Origin of the sequence: Nocardia anocheti (genome assembly GCF_029675105.1) — a bacterium.
In the GTDB taxonomy this organism is placed as follows: Bacteria; Actinomycetota; Actinomycetes; order Mycobacteriales; family Mycobacteriaceae; genus Nocardia.
This window is the reverse complement of record NZ_JAQQFV010000001.1, coordinates 20,881-35,633: the sequence shown is the minus strand read 5'-3', so window position 1 is coordinate 35,633 and position 14,753 is coordinate 20,881. Positions and strand designations below refer to the sequence as shown.

General features: G+C 68.2%; 15 protein-coding genes and 1 pseudogene. 12 read left to right on the top strand and 4 right to left on the bottom strand.

Annotated elements, in window-relative coordinates; genetic code table 11:
* The first annotated feature begins 11 nt into the window (after window positions 1-11).
* The 7 genes and pseudogenes from QC180_RS00190 to QC180_RS00160 all read left to right on the top strand — a co-directional run bounded on the left by QC180_RS00190 (window position 12) and on the right by QC180_RS00160 (window position 6,149).
* Complete coding sequence (locus QC180_RS00190) at window positions 12-1,517, top strand: prenyltransferase/squalene oxidase repeat-containing protein (RefSeq protein ID WP_278260483.1); 1,506 nt, start codon at window positions 12-14, stop codon at window positions 1,515-1,517.
* Between the two features lie 15 nt (window positions 1,518-1,532).
* Complete coding sequence (fgd, locus tag QC180_RS00185) at window positions 1,533-2,558, top strand: glucose-6-phosphate dehydrogenase (coenzyme-F420) (RefSeq protein WP_278260482.1); 1,026 nt, start codon at window positions 1,533-1,535, stop codon at window positions 2,556-2,558.
* 33 nt (window positions 2,559-2,591) lie between these two features.
* Window positions 2,592-2,942 (top strand): annotated as a pseudogene (locus QC180_RS30285) (SRPBCC family protein); the annotation flags it as partial.
* A 108-nt stretch (window positions 2,943-3,050) separates the two neighbouring features.
* The gene (locus QC180_RS30280; RefSeq protein ID WP_474646381.1) at window positions 3,051-3,560 is read left to right on the top strand and encodes a nitroreductase/quinone reductase family protein; all 510 of its coding nucleotides are present in this window, start codon (window positions 3,051-3,053) and stop codon (window positions 3,558-3,560) included.
* A gap of 14 nt (window positions 3,561-3,574) precedes the next feature.
* Entirely contained in the window at window positions 3,575-3,733 is a 159-nt protein-coding gene (locus QC180_RS00170) for a hypothetical protein (protein ID WP_278260481.1), read from the top strand.
* Entirely contained in the window at window positions 3,730-4,683 is a 954-nt protein-coding gene (locus QC180_RS00165; RefSeq protein ID WP_278260480.1) for a 3-oxoacyl-ACP synthase III family protein, read from the top strand. The genes QC180_RS00170 and QC180_RS00165 overlap by 4 nt, the downstream gene beginning before the upstream one ends.
* Complete coding sequence (locus QC180_RS00160; RefSeq protein WP_278260479.1) at window positions 4,680-6,149, top strand: MFS transporter; 1,470 nt, start codon at window positions 4,680-4,682, stop codon at window positions 6,147-6,149. The genes QC180_RS00165 and QC180_RS00160 overlap by 4 nt, the downstream gene beginning before the upstream one ends.
* Window positions 6,150-6,222: 73 nt before the next feature.
* Here the strand turns inward: QC180_RS00160 and QC180_RS00155 are convergent, their stop codons facing one another.
* The 3 genes from QC180_RS00155 to QC180_RS00145 are packed head-to-tail and all read right to left on the bottom strand — an operon-like array spanning window position 6,223 to window position 8,782.
* Window positions 6,223-7,089 (bottom strand): metal ABC transporter permease, encoded by an 867-nt coding sequence (locus tag QC180_RS00155; RefSeq protein WP_278260478.1) that lies wholly within the window; start codon window positions 7,087-7,089, stop codon window positions 6,223-6,225.
* Window positions 7,089-7,934, bottom strand: coding sequence for a metal ABC transporter ATP-binding protein (locus QC180_RS00150; RefSeq protein WP_278260477.1), 846 nt, complete (start codon window positions 7,932-7,934; stop codon window positions 7,089-7,091). Before QC180_RS00150 ends, QC180_RS00155 begins: the two co-directional genes overlap by 1 nt.
* Window positions 7,935-7,945: 11 nt before the next feature.
* On the bottom strand, window positions 7,946-8,782 hold the full coding sequence (locus tag QC180_RS00145; RefSeq protein WP_474646366.1) for a metal ABC transporter solute-binding protein, Zn/Mn family: 837 nt from the start codon (window positions 8,780-8,782) through the stop codon (window positions 7,946-7,948).
* A gap of 371 nt (window positions 8,783-9,153) precedes the next feature.
* Here QC180_RS00145 and QC180_RS00140 point away from each other — a divergent pair, with 371 nt between their 5' ends.
* The 5 genes from QC180_RS00140 to QC180_RS00120 are packed head-to-tail and all read left to right on the top strand — an operon-like array spanning window position 9,154 to window position 12,116.
* Entirely contained in the window at window positions 9,154-9,483 is a 330-nt protein-coding gene (locus QC180_RS00140; protein WP_278260476.1) for a WXG100 family type VII secretion target, read from the top strand.
* 8 nt (window positions 9,484-9,491) lie between these two features.
* Window positions 9,492-9,794 carry a WXG100 family type VII secretion target gene (locus QC180_RS00135; protein WP_278260475.1) on the top strand — a complete coding sequence of 101 codons (303 nt, stop codon included), beginning with the start codon at window positions 9,492-9,494 and terminating at the stop codon, window positions 9,792-9,794.
* A 14-nt stretch (window positions 9,795-9,808) separates the two neighbouring features.
* Window positions 9,809-11,140 carry a hypothetical protein gene (locus QC180_RS00130; protein WP_278260474.1) on the top strand — a complete coding sequence of 444 codons (1,332 nt, stop codon included), beginning with the start codon at window positions 9,809-9,811 and terminating at the stop codon, window positions 11,138-11,140.
* Window positions 11,122-11,559 carry a hypothetical protein gene (locus QC180_RS00125; RefSeq protein ID WP_278260473.1) on the top strand — a complete coding sequence of 146 codons (438 nt, stop codon included), beginning with the start codon at window positions 11,122-11,124 and terminating at the stop codon, window positions 11,557-11,559. Before QC180_RS00130 ends, QC180_RS00125 begins: the two co-directional genes overlap by 19 nt.
* 44 nt (window positions 11,560-11,603) lie before the next feature.
* On the top strand, window positions 11,604-12,116 hold the full coding sequence (locus QC180_RS00120) for a hypothetical protein (RefSeq protein WP_278260472.1): 513 nt from the start codon (window positions 11,604-11,606) through the stop codon (window positions 12,114-12,116).
* Window positions 12,117-12,167: 51 nt separating this feature from the next.
* On the opposite strand, the gene otsB is transcribed toward QC180_RS00120, so the two are convergent.
* Window positions 12,168-14,738, bottom strand: coding sequence for a trehalose-phosphatase (gene otsB / locus QC180_RS00115; protein WP_278260471.1), 2,571 nt, complete (start codon window positions 14,736-14,738; stop codon window positions 12,168-12,170).
* Window positions 14,739-14,753 lie beyond the last annotated feature (15 nt).

Here is a 14,753-nt window from a genome sequence, read left to right as displayed (position 1 = left end):
GGAATATCGCTGTGCAAGACATCCTCGCGCGCGTCCTCGACCGCGCCGTCACCCATCTGGTCGACACCCAGGACGAGGTCGGCAGCTGGACCCTGCCGCCCGAGCCGCGCATCCTGGAAACCGGTTTCGCCACCTACGCGCTGGAGGTCGCCGGTGGCGCCGACGCCGCCGTGGTGCGTGGCCGCACCTGGCTGGCCCTGAATTCGACCTCGCTGCAACATGATCCGATCGCGTTGATGACCGAGAACGCCATGCGCGACTTCGCCCTGGCCAAGACGGTCGAACTCGAGCTCGATCGCCCGGAGCTGGCCAACCCCGTGCTGCGCTGGCGCACCGCCCTGCTGCAGGCGCTGGCCCTGCACGCGGGCCAGTGGGCCGAGGTGTGGGGCGCCGACGGCGACGCCCGCCTGGCCGAGCTGCGCGCCGAACTGGCCGAACGCTACGAGACCGCGCGCCGGGATCGGTTGCGGGTGTGGACGATTGTGGAGATCGCGGCGGCGCGCGTCATCGTGGAGGGGCACTTCGGCGCCACCGAGGCCGTGCGCGAGGCCGCCGAGACCATCAAGAGCGTGCAGGCCGCCGATGGTTCCATCGCCACCATGCCGATCAGCACCGCCATGGCGGTCCTGGCCCTGGGCCTGGCCGAACCCGAGGGTGACGCGGTGGCGCGCGGCCGGGAGTACCTGCTGGCCCAGCAGCACGGCAACGGCGGCTGGAGCCTGATCACCTGCGAGAACTGGGATTCCATCGTCACGGTGTGGGCCGCTCGCGAGCACCCGCTGTTCCAGGAGAAGTGCCTGCCGCGCGCGGTGCGCTACCTGGAGTCGATCCAGCACCCCGACGGCGGTTTCCCCTACGCCATCGTCCTGCAACCCGACCTCGACAGCACCGCGGCCGCCCTGCACGCGCTGGCCGGTCTCACCTCCGAGGACGTCGTCGAGCGCTCCCTCGGCCTCTACCGCGAGCACCAGCGCCCCGACGGCCTGTGGAACACCTACTACTACGCCAAGGACGTACCGACCGACGACTGCGTCGCGCACATCGTCAGCGCGCTGAGCCTGTTCCCGGACGCCGAGACCCCCTCGACCGAGGAGACGACGCGGTGGCTGGCCGAAAGGTTCGCCCGCGGTGAGGAATTCCTCTGCGTCTACCGCAACCGGCCCTACACCGTCGACACCATCGGCGCCGCCATCGGCTACGACCACCCGGCCGTGCACGCCGCGACCCGTGAGGTGCTCGCCGCGCAGAACCCGGACGGCGGCTGGGGCCAGCGCGCGGGGGAGGCCAGCTGCGCCAGCGCCACCGGCGCGGCTGTCGGCCTGCTGACCCACACCGGACTCGGCGACGAGGCCGCGCTCGACCGCGCGGTGCGCTACCTCGACAGCACCCAGCGCGCCGACGGCACCTGGCCCGGTCCGCCGGAACTGATCGGCCCGCGTCCGCTGCTGAGCTACGTGCCGTTGGAGAGCCACGCGGTGACCGTCTTCGGGCTGATGGCCCGCTACCGCCGCGCCTGAACCACCACATCGACCATGGAGGACAAGACAGTGCCCGAACTTCGTCTGGGATACAAGGCGTCGGCCGAGCAGTTCGGCCCGCGTGAGCTGGTGGAACTCTCGGTCTCGGCCGAGGAGCACGGCTTCGACAGCGCGATGATCAGCGACCACTTCCAGCCCTGGCGCTACAACGGTGGCCACGCCCCGTTCTCGCTGGCCTGGCTGGCCGCCGTCGGTGAGCGCACCCGGCGCATCCAGATCGGCACCTCGGTGCTCACCCCCACCTTCCGCTACAACCCGGCGGTCATCGCGCAGGCGTTCGCCACCTTCGGCTGCCTTTACCCCGGCCGGGTCATGCTCGGTGTCGGCTCCGGTGAGGCGCTCAACGAGATCGCCACCGGATTCACCGGCGAGTGGCCGGAATTCAAGGAGCGCTACGGCAGGCTGCGCGAGTCCATCGAGCTCATGCGGGAGCTGTGGACGGGCAAGCGCGTCGACTTCGACGGCCAGTACTACCGCACGGTCGGCGCCTCGATCTACGACGTGCCCGCCGAGGGCATCCCGATCTACATCGCCGCGGGTGGTCCGCTGGTCGCCCGCTACGCGGGCCGGGTCGGCGACGGCTTCATCTGCACCTCCGGCAAGGGCATGGACCTCTACACCGAGAAGCTGATGCCCGCGGTCACCGAGGGCGCCGAGAAGGCGGGCCGCTCGGTCGAGTCGGTCGACACCATGATCGAGATCAAGCTGTCCTACGAGACCGATGCCGAACTGGCCCTGGACAACACGCGGTTCTGGGCGCCGCTGTCGCTGACGCCCGAGCAGAAGCACAGCATCTCCGACCCCATCGAGATGGAAGCCGCCGCCGACGCGCTGCCCATCGAACAGATCGCCAAGCGCTGGATCGTCGGCACCGACCCCGACGCGGTCGTGGCGGCCATCGAGCCCTACATCGCGGCGGGCATGCGCCACCTGGTGTTCCACGCCCCCGGCCACGACCAGGCCCGCTTCCACGAGCTCTTCGCCCGCGACCTCGCCCCGCGCCTGCGCGCGCTCGGCTAGCTCCACGATCCACCCGCAACGACAGGATTTCCGATGCAGACACTGAGGCTCGAATACACCATCGCCGCGCCGATCGAGAAGGTCTACGCCTGGCTCACCGACTCCGGGAACTTCACCGCGTCCTTCGCGGTCCTGGGCAGTGAATTGATCAAGCCCGCCGCCGACACCCCCTACGGCGCGGGCGCTATCCGCAAGATGACCTGGCTGTTCGGCAGCTACACCGAGCGCATCACCGCCAACGAGGCGCCGCACCGCTTCGCCTGGGTCATCGAGGACGGCGTGCCGCGGATCAAGCACAACGGCGCCGAGATGACCTTCTCCGAGGTCCGCGGCGGCACCCACATCGTGTGGACCTCCGAGGTCGAGGCGGTCACCCCCATCGGCGCCGACTTCGCCACCCGCGCCTTCGGTTTCCCGGCCATCGCGGCCGGTATGCGCAGCGTGTTCAAGACCGCCGAGGTCGCGCTCACCTCCCCGCGCAAGGCCAAGCAGATCACCCGGCAGGGCCCGTTCGCCAAGCCGCGCGACTACCTGTTCGACCAGTTCCTCAAGGGCGTGCGCAACACCCACCACTTCATCCTGAAGGTCAGCGGTGGCAAGTGGGGCAACCGCCAGTACGGCATGGCCGCCATCGAACTGCACGTCATCGGGCGCAAGTCCGGCGCGCGGCGCACCGCGGTGCTGTGGGTGCCGGTGATGGAACCCGACCGGGTGATCCTGGTGGCTTCCAAGGAAGGCGACGACCGTGATCCCGAGTGGTACCGCAACCTGGTCGCCACGCCGGAGGTGGAGCTGACCATCGACGGCGTCACCGAACCGTGGATCGCGCGCACCGCGAACGCGGAGGAGAAGGCCGAGCTGTGGCCGCGCATCGTCAAGGCGTTCCACGGCTTCGCGGTCTACCAGACCCGCACCGACCGCGATATCCCCGTCGTCATCTGCGAGCGGCCCAGCGCGCCCGCGCCCGCCGTCGAGCTCTCGACCGCGGACTCCGTGGGCTGAGACCGGGACCGACCATGACCAACGAACAGCTCGTGCGCATCCTGCACGAACAGCTGGTTTCCGTCGCCCCGGCCGAACATCTGGCGCCCACGGACACCGACGACGAAGGCTGCTACTGCGGCTGTGTCACCGCCGAGTACTCGAGCACCGCACCCGCCCGGGAGTCGCGATGAGCCGGATCGGCATCCTCGGGTCCGGCTCCTCGGTGCCGGAGCGGGTGGTGAGCAATCAGGAGGTCGGCGCCGCCGCCGGTGTCGACGACGCGTGGGTCCGGCGCAAGACCGCGATCCGCGCCCGCCGCTGGGCCGAACCCGGCCTCAGCACCGCCGATCTGGCTACCCGCGCCGCGGCCGCCGCCCTGACCGCGGCGGGCATCGACGCGACCGAGCTGACCACCATCGTGGTGGCCACCTCCACCCCCGACCAGCCGCAACCACCCACCGCGGCGTTCGTGCAGCACAACCTGGGCGCCCACCACGCCTCGGCGTTCGACGTGAACGCGGTGTGCTCGGGTTTCGTCTTCGCGCTGGCCACGGTGGAGGCCGCCGTCGCCAGGAGCGGCGGCTACGGCCTGGTCGTCGGTGCCGACATCTACTCGCGCATCCTCGATCCCGCGGATCGGCGCACCGTCATCCTGTTCGGTGACGGCGCGGGCGCGGTCGTCGTCGGTCCCGCCGGGCGCGGCGGCATCCAGCACAGTGCCCTGCATACCTTCGGTGAGCTCACCTCGATGATCGGGGTGCCCGCCGGGGGCTACTTCACCATGGACGGCCGCGGTGTCCGCGAGTTCGTCACCACCCGGTTGCCGCTGCTCGTCAAGCAGTTCCTGCACGACGCGGCGGTCGCACCGGAGGAGATCACCCATCTGATTCCGCACCAGGCCAACGGAAACCTGGTGGCCCAGCTGGTGACCGAACTCGGTCTGTCGAAGGCGACGGCGCACACGACAGTCACCGATCTCGGCAACACCGGCGCGGCGTCGATACCGATCACCCTCGACAGCGCGTGCCGCACAGGACTTCTGCGTCCGGGGGACAAGGTCCTGCTCGCCGGTTTCGGCGGGGGCATGTCGGTCGGGCTCACGCTGCTCGAGTGGGGACCAGGGAAAGAGAGAAGCCAGTGAGTATCGCTACAGAGACACCGTCGTTCCTGACGACCCGGCGGGGCAAGCTGACGCTCGCGCTGCTGTGCGCGGGCGCGTTCCTCGACTTCGTCGACAGTTCCATCGTCAATCTCGCACTGCCCGCGATCCAGCGGGAGCTGGGCCTGTCGGTCTCGACCCTGCAGTGGGTCACCACCGGCTACCTGCTCACCTACGGCGGCCTGATGCTGCTCGGTGGCCGCCTGGCCGACCTGCTCGGCCGCCGCCGGGTGCTGATGACCGGCCTGGTGATCATCGGAATCTCCTCGGCGGCGGGTGGTTTGGCGAGCAATGCCGAACTGCTGGTCGGCGCCCGGTTCGCCCAGGGTATCGGCGCCGCGCTCATGTTGCCCGCCGCCCTGTCGATCCTCACCACGAGTTTCCGCGAGGGCACCGACCGCAGCACCGCGCTCGGTGTGTGGGGTGGTGTCTCCGGTCTCGGCGCGGCCGCCGGTCTGGTGCTCGGTGGTGTGATCACCGAGCAGTTCGGCTGGCGCTGGGTGTTCTACATCAACAGCCCCGTGTGCCTGCTGCTGCTGATCGCCCTGCCCGCGGTGATCCCCGCCGACCGGGGCGCCGAGACCCGCAGGGGCTTCGACTTCCTCGGCACCGCGCTGGCCACCGGTGGTCTGATGCTGCTGGTCTACGGGCTGGTGCAGGCGCCGGAGCACGGGTGGGGCAGCAGCCGCACGCTGTGGCAGCTGGGTCTGGCGCTGGCCATGCTGGTGGCATTCGTGGTCAACGAGGCCAAGATCGAGAACCCGCTGGTCCCGCTGTCGATCTTCCGCATCCGCGGCCTGGCCGCCGCCAACCTGACGCACCTGTTCGTCGCCGCGGGCATGATGTCGCTGTTCTTCTTCATCACCCTCTACGCCCAGACCGTGCTCGGCTACGGCGAGATCAAGGCGGGCTGCGCCTACATCCCCTTCAGCCTGACGGTGATCGTGGTCTCCGGCATCGCCTCCAAGATCGTCCCGATCACCGGCACCAAACCCGTCACCGTCACCGGTGCCGCCGTCACCGGCCTCGGCATCCTGCTGCTGTCGCGCATCCCCACCGATGGCGCCTACCTGTCCGACCTGCTCCCCGGCCTGATGGTCACCGCCGCGGGTGCCGCCGCGGTCTTCGTCGCCAACACCGCCGCCGCCAACGCGGGCGTCCCACCGGCCAAGGCGGGCCTGGCCGCCGCCCTCATCAACACCTCCGCCCAGATCGGCGTCGCCCTGGGCGTGGCCATCCTGACGGCCGTCTCCATCTCCCACACCACCACCGAACTCGCCGCCGGGACCGCCCCCCTCGACGCCACCACCGCGGGCTTCCGCCAAGCCCTCCTGGTAGCGGCCTGCATCGCCCTCGCCGGAGTCCTCACCGCCCTACGCACCGTCAACACCCGGGGCGAATCCCCCGAATCCACCCCCACCCCCCACCTCGAAAAGGCCACCGCCTGACCGAACCCGTTCGCCCGGGCACCCGACCAGGGGTGCTCGGGCGATCATTCGTCGAACTGTGTCGACGGGAAACTCAGCGGGCCGGGGCGAGGGCGCGGGACCGGGAGCCCACCACCCGGCACACCAGGTAGATCGTGAACGAGATCGCCGTGACGAAGGTGGAGACCGGGACGCCGGGGGCCAGCGAGAGCAGCAGGCCGCCGACGGCGGAGACCTCGGCGAAGATCACCGCGAGGACGGTGGCGCGCAGCGGGCTCGAGGTGAGCTGGGCGGCCGCCGCGGCGGGGGTGATGAGCAGGGCCAGCACCAGCAGGGCGCCGACGATCTGAACACCGAAGGCGGCGGTGATGCCGAGCAGGACGGCGAAGATCACCGACAGGGCACGCACGGGGACACCGCGCGCGATGGCCACCTCGGGGTCGGCGCTGGCGAACAGCAGCGGCCGGTAGACCACCGCGAGCACGGCCAGCACGGCGGCGGTGCAGGTGAGCAGCAGCGCGAGGCCGTCATAGCCGACGCTGGCGACCTGGCCGGTGAGCAGCGAGAACTTCGAGCCCGCGCGGTCGGGCGCCAACCACAGGAACAGCACCGACAGGCCGAGTCCGAACGAGAGCACCACCGCGATCACCGAATCGCGTTCCCGCGCCCGCGACCCCAGCCAGCCGAACAGCACGGCCGCCACCACCGACCCCGCGATGGCACCGACCCCGACTCCGACGCCCACCAGCAGCGCCGCCGACGCGCCGGTCAGCGAGAGTTCGCTGGTGCCGTGCACCGCGAACGACATCTGCCTGGCCACGATCAGCGGCCCGATCAGCCCGGCCAGCAGGCCGAGCAGCGCCGAGGCCAGCAGCGCCTGCTGGACGAAGTCGTAGCCGAGCAGGTCGGCGGTGGTGCCGAAGTCGAACATCTGGTGCAGCACCTTGGTGAGCTTGTCCATCAGGCGGTCCCGCCCAGCGCGTCCATGTCGTCGCCGGTGCCGACGACCACCAGCCGGTCGCGCACCCGCAGCACCTCGACCTCGGTCCGGTAGAGCTCCGAGAGGGTCTGCGAGGTCATCACCTCGGCGGGGGTGCCGATCCGGAACTCGCCGTCGACCAGGTACAGCACCCGGTCGACCAGCGGCAGGATCGGATTGATCTCGTGGGTCACGAACAGCACCGCGGTGTCGTGCTCGCGCCTGCGCCGGTCGACCAGTTCGGCGACCAGTCGCTGATTGGCCAGGTCCAGACTCAGCAGCGGCTCGTCACACAGCAGCACCGCCGGATCACCGACGAGGGCCTGCGCCACCCGCAACCGCTGCTGCTCACCACCGGACATGCTCTCCAGCGGCGCGTGCGCGAACGCCTGCGCGCCCACCGCGGCCACGGCCGCCTTCACCTTGCGCGCCCGCTCCCGGCGGGTCCGCCAGCCCAGCCCCCACCGATGCCCGTCCACGCCGAGCCCGACCAGATCGACCCCGCGCAACTGCACCCCGGCGTCGATCGTCTTCTGCTGCGGCACGTACCCGATGCCCGGATTGCCGAGCCCGGCGGGCCGACCGGCGATCCGCGCGTCCCCGGAACTCAGCCCGAGACTGCCCAGCAGCACCCGCAGCAGCGAGGTCTTGCCCGACCCGTTGGGCCCGAGCACCGCGATGAACTCGCCCGGGGTGACGGTGAGATCGAGGTCGCGCCACAGCGTCCGGTCACCGAAGGACAGCGTCGCCGCGCGCAGCGCGATGGCCGCCTCGGTGGTGACGGCGGGCGCGACGGTGGTCTCGGACAGTGCTGCTCCCTCGGTCATCGCGGTACTCCTCAGCGCAGGGCCGCGGCGAGCGCCTTGGCGTTGGCGGTCTGCCACTGGATGTAGTCGACGCCCTCGGGCAGCGTCTCGGTCACCTCGACCACCGGGATGCCCGCGGCCTGGGCGGTCGCGCGCAGGTCCTGGGTGATCTTGTCCTGGGTCTGGATGTTGTAGATCAGGGCCTTGACCTGCTTGCCGCTGATCAGATCGCGGGTGGCGGCCACGGCGGCGGGCGCCGGGTCGGTCTCCTGCTCGATCGCTTCCTGGAACTCGTGCGGCGTCTTGTCCTGCGCGGTCGCGGCCTCGAGCAGGTAGTGCGCGAGCGGCTCGGACTGCGCGACCGGCGCGTTCGGGTGCTGGGTGGCGATGGTGCCGGTGATGGTGCTGATTCCGATCAGCTGGTTCTTGAAGGTGGTGGCCCGCTCGGTGTATCCGGCGGCACCCGCGGCGTCGATCTCGCCGAGCTGGGCGGCGATGCTGTCGGCGACGGCGGCGACGGTGCGCACGTCGTACCAGACGTGCTCGTTGTCGTCACCCTTGTCCGGACGCTGCGCGAACGCCTCGACGGTGCGCTTGTCCTTGCCGGAGATCGCCTTCTCGATGAACTCGTCGTAGTGCCCACCGTTGAACACCACCAGATCCGCGTCGCTGATCTCGGCGGTATCGGTGGCCGATGTCTCGAACGAGTGCGGATCGGCCGCGGGATCACTGATGATCGAGGTCACCCGCACATCCGGCCCCGCCACCGCACTGGCGATCGACCCCCACACATTGGTGGACGCCACGACCGACACGCCCCCGTCGTCCTCACCACCGGCCCCGCACGCGCTGAGCACAACCCCCGCCACGACCCCCACCGTGACCCCGGCACACAAACGGGCGAATCGACTCTTCACGCGGAACTCCTGGCCGTGCTCATATCCAGGCACGCCGACACTGTGCCCTAGATCATAATGGAAATCGTTACCGTTTTAGATTAGCAGGCACCGGTACTCACCACTAACCACACCGCGGAACAGGCTCGAAGTTCGGCCCTGGCGCACCCAGATGGGACACCCCGGTCGACCAGCCGCGGATGACCCCCTATCAACTCATCGGCAGAGCCGTGGCCCCGCCGACTCGGAGGCGGGCCAGTTGCTCGCCGGTAAGCTGTTGCCCCGCTGGTCAATTCGGCCACTATCGTGAAAGCCGGGTAGCGATCGGCGATACGATCATGAGCATGAGTACCCCAGGGGGAGTGAACGGGGCCATGTCAGTGGTGCCCGACAGCGTCCGTGACGTCGGCAACTATGTCTATGGCCTCGCCGACACCTTGCGTCAGACCCTTGACGTCGCCAGCCGTGAAGTCGAGTCCTGCGCGGGCGGGAGTTGGGCGGGTGTCGCGGCGGGAACCTTCGCGACCGGTTGGTCCGAGACCCGCGAGGGAGGCTTGCTGATCATGGCTGCCCTCACCACGATGGCCGAGAAGCTCGGTGTGACGGCCGCGAGCTACTCCGGACGTGATGAGTCCAACTCCGAGCTGCTCCGAAACTTCAGCCTGAATCTCTAGGAGTGGCCGTGGCAGCCGAATTCAAGGTCGATCTCGACCACCTCGACCAAATAGTCATCAAACTCGCTGGCCTCGCTGGTTTCGTCGCGGACCACCTGGATGTTATCGACGACAAAGTAGCTGAATTGGTAGGTACCGGCTGGGAGAGCGTGGCTTCCGAAGCCTATCGAGTAGCCCACGCCCAGTGGGTGGTCGGCGCTCGTGAATTTGCTGACGGAATTCGCGAGATGAGCACCGCAGCCAAGACTGCGCACGGCCACTATGCTGCGGCGAGCGATGTCAACACTCGCATGCTGAGCGGTGGTTACTGATGGCTCCCCCTGGCTTGGCGCTGGCGGTCGATGCCAGCGTGTACTACGAGGCAGCAACCAAGCTCGCCGGACTGGCTGACGATGTCGGCGCCGCTGTTACGCGCGATCTGGCTCCAGCTTTGACCTCTACTACCGGAATGGGTGGAAACTATCCGGCAGCGGTGACGTGGTGTACCGCGTACTACGTGCATGCCAGCGAGTTGCGTACGGTCGTACAAGCCTATGCGGCGGCGCTACGCCACTTCGGTGAAATCCTAAACTCCGCAGGATACAACTGGGATGTGGCCGAATACAACGCAGATCTGAGCCCGGACAAGGGTGCTGCGCCCACGCATCCAATCCGTAGTGGCGTTTCTTCCGGTGGCAGCTTGAACTTTCCTGAGATCCCGGTCGCTATCGGTGACAACGGCGCTGGGATGGTAATCAATTCTCTCGGGCAAGGCGTGAATTCGCGGCGAGGTACACCGAATGGTCGCGCTGACGGACTCGCAACAGCCGGTGGCGCGTGGCGCGGATTCGCCGACAGTTACGAGTTGACGGCCGCTGGCGTCGCGCTGCAATCTGTGCACGATTCGTTAACCGGTGTGCAGGCGCCAGAGGTGCCCGATATCCAGGAGGCGCTAATAGTTCTACGCGGTGGCGCCGAGCAGATCGGCACGGTCGCGACCGCGCTCGCCGCCGCGATCGACGCGCATCTCGACAATCTTGACGATGCGCGAAATCACCTCGTTTCGAAAGCCGCGGATGCCTTTCCGGATCATCCCGATGCTCAAATATTGGTAACTGTAGGGAACTCATCGGTCGACATCGCTGTTTCGGCGGACTTGAGTGCGGCTGATGTATCCGAGGCTGAGAGCGTCCTTGACGCGGAGGCGCGTGGCACCACATTGTTTGCCGCACTCTCGGCCGTCGGTGATAATAAAGGATTCATCGACTCGAATGCATTGAGCAGCCTCTCTGGGCTCAAAGCGTTGAGCGAGTTGCCGCTGATCGTGGAAACGGGGGACCAGAATTCCAACATTGCCCTGATGGATGACTTGGAAAATATGTCTACCTGGAACACTCCAGCGCCGAAATTGACGGCCGTCGACCTGAAAGCACTGGATGCGTACGGCCCGCAGATGAAAACCTGGGCGATGCTCGCCGTGCAGTACGGAAACGAAGCGGGGGTCGACCCCCGGATGGTTCTCGCGATGGCGTTGCAGGAAGGGCGCCCCTTCGCTCAGGGCTCGGCAGTACCTTCTATGAGGACCTTTCGGGTGGCCCGGCGACATATAGTCCACGGGAAGGTGGAATTGGATCGGGAACCTTGTATGACATTTTCAGGGTGGAGACCACGGATCTGAGAGAATGGCAGGAAGGTCGTCCTGACGGGGTAGGAAACTCAATCGGTTTGACGAACATGAAGGAAATTCAGTTCGATCAAGTAAAGCAGAAGTATCCATCGCAGTTCGACGGTCAGGAGCGGTGGGACCTTGCTGGAAACGACGACATGGCATTGAAGGCAACTGCCTACAACTTGAAGTTGCTGACGGACGACTCGGCAGCGCATGCGACTACCGACGTCCGCGCCGGTCAGTCCTTGAATCAATTTCTCAGCTCCAGCTACAACGCGCTCGGTGTGGTTGATCGCTCGGCATCTGTTGCCGAGGGTAGTGCTCTGTTCACAGGCGAAGAGATCGAGCATGGTGCGAGCACGGTCAAGCCTGGGGGGACGTTCGATCTGGCTGACCGAATATTGCGTGGAACCGGGGCTTATCGGTGACCGGCCGGTGTGCCTTCGGCGCTCGCGGACGCAAGATTGCGGTCTTGGTTTCCGGTGTTGTGGCGTGCGCGATCGCCGCTCTGGTCATCGTTCGGGTGGAAATGTCCAACGATGGGCCTACCGAGGCTGTGTATCTGGTGAACGCGGCGACTGTCGCTGGTTTCACGCGCACAGCCACAGTGGAAATACCCGATGCTCATACATCCGGTGCAGAAGCATATTTCGTTGGACCTGCACCGTCGCCGGATGTCCTTTCCTCGGTGTCCATACCAACGATGTTGCTCACGGCTTCGCCGCCTCGAATCGACGTCCCGGGTGTGGCCGAGCGGAGTGCTGTGGTGGCGCGGGGTGCTCGATCGGATATCGATGATGAGTGTGGTGCGTCGGTCGCCCTTCTGACTCCAGGGACGACGGAGCCCAGTGACCCGAAGTGGAACCTCACGCAGGAACAGATCAATGGCATATCAACGAAAACCCTGATTCTCATCAAGATCTCGGTCTACAACTGCAAATTTCGAGTTGCGGCCGCCGCCGCGGCTCCGGGCTGGTCCGGCTGAAGCAACGTCGAAGCCGGGCTCGAGACCGAGCCCGGCTTCGACGCAGAGCACCTACACCAGCACGTTCGCAGGCTGGCTGAGGAGTTGGGCGCAGCGCAGCAGGCCGAGGTGGCTGTAGGCCTGGGGGTGGTTGCCCAGGGAACGCTCGGCGACCGGGTCGTACTCCTCGCTGAGCAGGCCGGTGGGGCCCGCGGCGGCGACGAGCTGGGCGAACAGGGCCTCGGCGTCGGAGCGGCGGCCGATCAGCAGGTAGGCCTCGACCAGCCAGGCCGCGCAGAGGTGGAAGCCGCCCTCGCCGCCGGGCAGGCCGTCGTCGTGGTGGTACCGGTAGACCGTGGCGCCGCTGCGCAGCTCGGCCTCGGTGGCCACGACGGTCGCCGCGAAGCGCGGGTCGGCCGGGTCGATCAGGCCGCTCAGGCCGATGTGCAGGGTGGCGGCGTCGAGGTCGGTGCCGTCGTAGGCGGCGGTGTAGGACTGCACCTGCTCGTTCCAGCCCTTGGCCTTCACTTCCTCGGCGATGACGTCGCGCAGCTCGGCCCATTCCGGATCGGGACGGCGGTCGAAGCGCTCGGCCAGGGTGAGCGCGCGGTCGATGGTCAGCCAGCCCATCACCTTGGAGTACACGTGGTGACGCGGGTTGCCGCGGATCTCCCAGATGCCGTGGTCGGGTTCGGTCCAGCGCCGCCGCACCGCCGAGACCATGGCGTGCACGAGTTCCCAGTCGGCGTCGGGCAGCGCCTTGGCCGGGGAGGTGGCGCCCTGACGCTCGCGCTCGTGCGCCATGGTGGTGATCAGGTCGACGATCGGCCCGAACACATCCAGCTGCACCTGCATATTTGCCGCGTTGCCCACGCGCACCGGCCGCGAACCCGCGTAGCCGGGCAGCAGATCGATGACGGCTTCCGGCGGCAGCGTCTCGCCGTAGATCGTGTACAGCGGGTGCAGACGCTCGGGGCCGGGCAGGGTGGCCAGCACCTTGTGCACCCAGTCCAGGAATTCCTCGGCCTCGGTCAGCGAACCCAGGGTGACCAGCGCCTGCGCGGTCAGCGACGCGTCGCGCAGCCAGCAGTAGCGGTAGTCCCAGTTGCGCACGCCGCCGATGTCCTCGGGCAGCGAGGTGGTGGCCGCGGCCAGGATCGAGCCGGACGGACGATGCACCAGCCCGCGCAGCGTCAGCGCCGAACGCTTCATCAGATCCGGCTTCAGCGGCGGCAGCTGCAACCCGGCCGCCCACTGCGACCAGTACTGCTCGGCGAGCTGGCGACGCTGCGGTTCCGGCGTCATGGACGGCGTGAGATCGGCGGTGCCGCAGCGCAATTCGAGCACCACGGGATCGCCGGAGGGGTCGACCACCGCGCGGGCCGATTCGGAGATGCCGTCGGAGATGATCTCCCACTGGACTCCGTTGGAGCGCAGCACCATCGGCTCGTTGGTGCCGCTCACGCGCAGCCCGCCGGGCACGGCCTCGATGCGCACCGGCACCTGGCCGAACTCCGGGCGCGGCGCGAAGGTCACCACGGCCTTGGCGTCACCGCTGATGACGCGGGTCAGATCGGTGCGGTCGGGCGCCACGTCGTGCGGCAGGTAGTCGACCACTTGCAAACTGGCCCAGCGGGTTTCGACGGTCATCGTGCCGTCCACATACCGCTGTGACAGCGGCAGACCGGCGCGCTCGGGCTCGATGGTGAAGTGTCCGGCCGCCGCGCCACCGAGCAGGTGGGCGAACACCGCGGCCGAATCCGGCTCGGGGTGGCAGAACCAGGTGACGGTGGCGTCGGGCGTCAGCAGCGCGACCGAGCGCGGGCTGGCCAGCATGGTCAGCCGCTCGATGCGCGGGGCGCTGGCCCCGGCCAGCCAGGTGCGCCGCTCCTCGACCAGGAAGGCCAGTGCCCGCGCGACGGTCTCGGTGGAGTCCACCCGCAGCTTGGCCAGGCTCTCGCCCTCGCCGACCTTGATGCCCACATCGGGGCCCGACAGCACCCGGAAGGCCTTCTCGTCGGTGACGTCGTCGCCGAAGAACACCGCCGCCGAGGCGCTCTCCTGATGACGGATGGTGTCCAGGGCGGTGCCCTTGTCGGTCGGGACGACGGCGAGTTCGATCACCGCCTTGCCCTCGGTCACCTGCACGCCCACCCAGCAGGCCGGGCCCTGGCGCACCGAAGTCAGTGCGCGCCTGCCGATCTCGGGGCTGGCGTTGCGCACGTGCAGGGCCGCGCTGGCGGGCTTGGTCTCCACGGTCACGCCGGGGTTCTCGGCGGCGATCTTGGTGAAGGCCGACTGGATCTCGGCCAGCAGCTGCCTGGCGTCGTTGTCGATGGCGTGCACGAAGCCCACGTCGAACTCCGAGCCGTGACTACCGATCAGCTGCACCTCGACCGGCAGCCGCGACAGCGCCGCCAGATCGCGTAGTGCCCGGCCGGAGATCACCGCGGCGGTGGTGTTGGGCAGCCCCGCCAGCGCGCGTAGCGCGCTCACCGATTCCCGTTGCGGGAAGGCCTTCGCCGGGTCGGACACGATCGGGGCGATGGTCCCGTCGTAGTCCGAAGCAACCAAGAGCCGTGGCACGCGTGCAACCGACGCCAGTGCACGGCGGACATCCAAGGGCAGATCCTGTGCGCTCACGCATCCAACCTAGTG

Bases quoted from the DNA above. Each gene is read 5' to 3' on its own strand.
- QC180_RS00150 (WP_278260477.1), bottom strand. From the start codon at position 7,934: ATGACCGAGGGAGCAGCACTGTCCGAGACCACCGTCGCGCCCGCCGTC.
- fgd (WP_278260482.1), top strand. From the start codon at position 1,533: ATGGAGGACAAGACAGTGCCCGAACTTCGTCTGGGATACAAGGCGTCG.
- QC180_RS00165 (WP_278260480.1), top strand. From the start codon at position 3,730: ATGAGCCGGATCGGCATCCTCGGGTCCGGCTCCTCGGTGCCGGAGCGG.
- QC180_RS00155 (WP_278260478.1), bottom strand. From the start codon at position 7,089: ATGGACAAGCTCACCAAGGTGCTGCACCAGATGTTCGACTTCGGCACC.
- QC180_RS00170 (WP_278260481.1), top strand. From the start codon at position 3,575: ATGACCAACGAACAGCTCGTGCGCATCCTGCACGAACAGCTGGTTTCC.
- QC180_RS00140 (WP_278260476.1), top strand. From the start codon at position 9,154: ATGAGTACCCCAGGGGGAGTGAACGGGGCCATGTCAGTGGTGCCCGAC.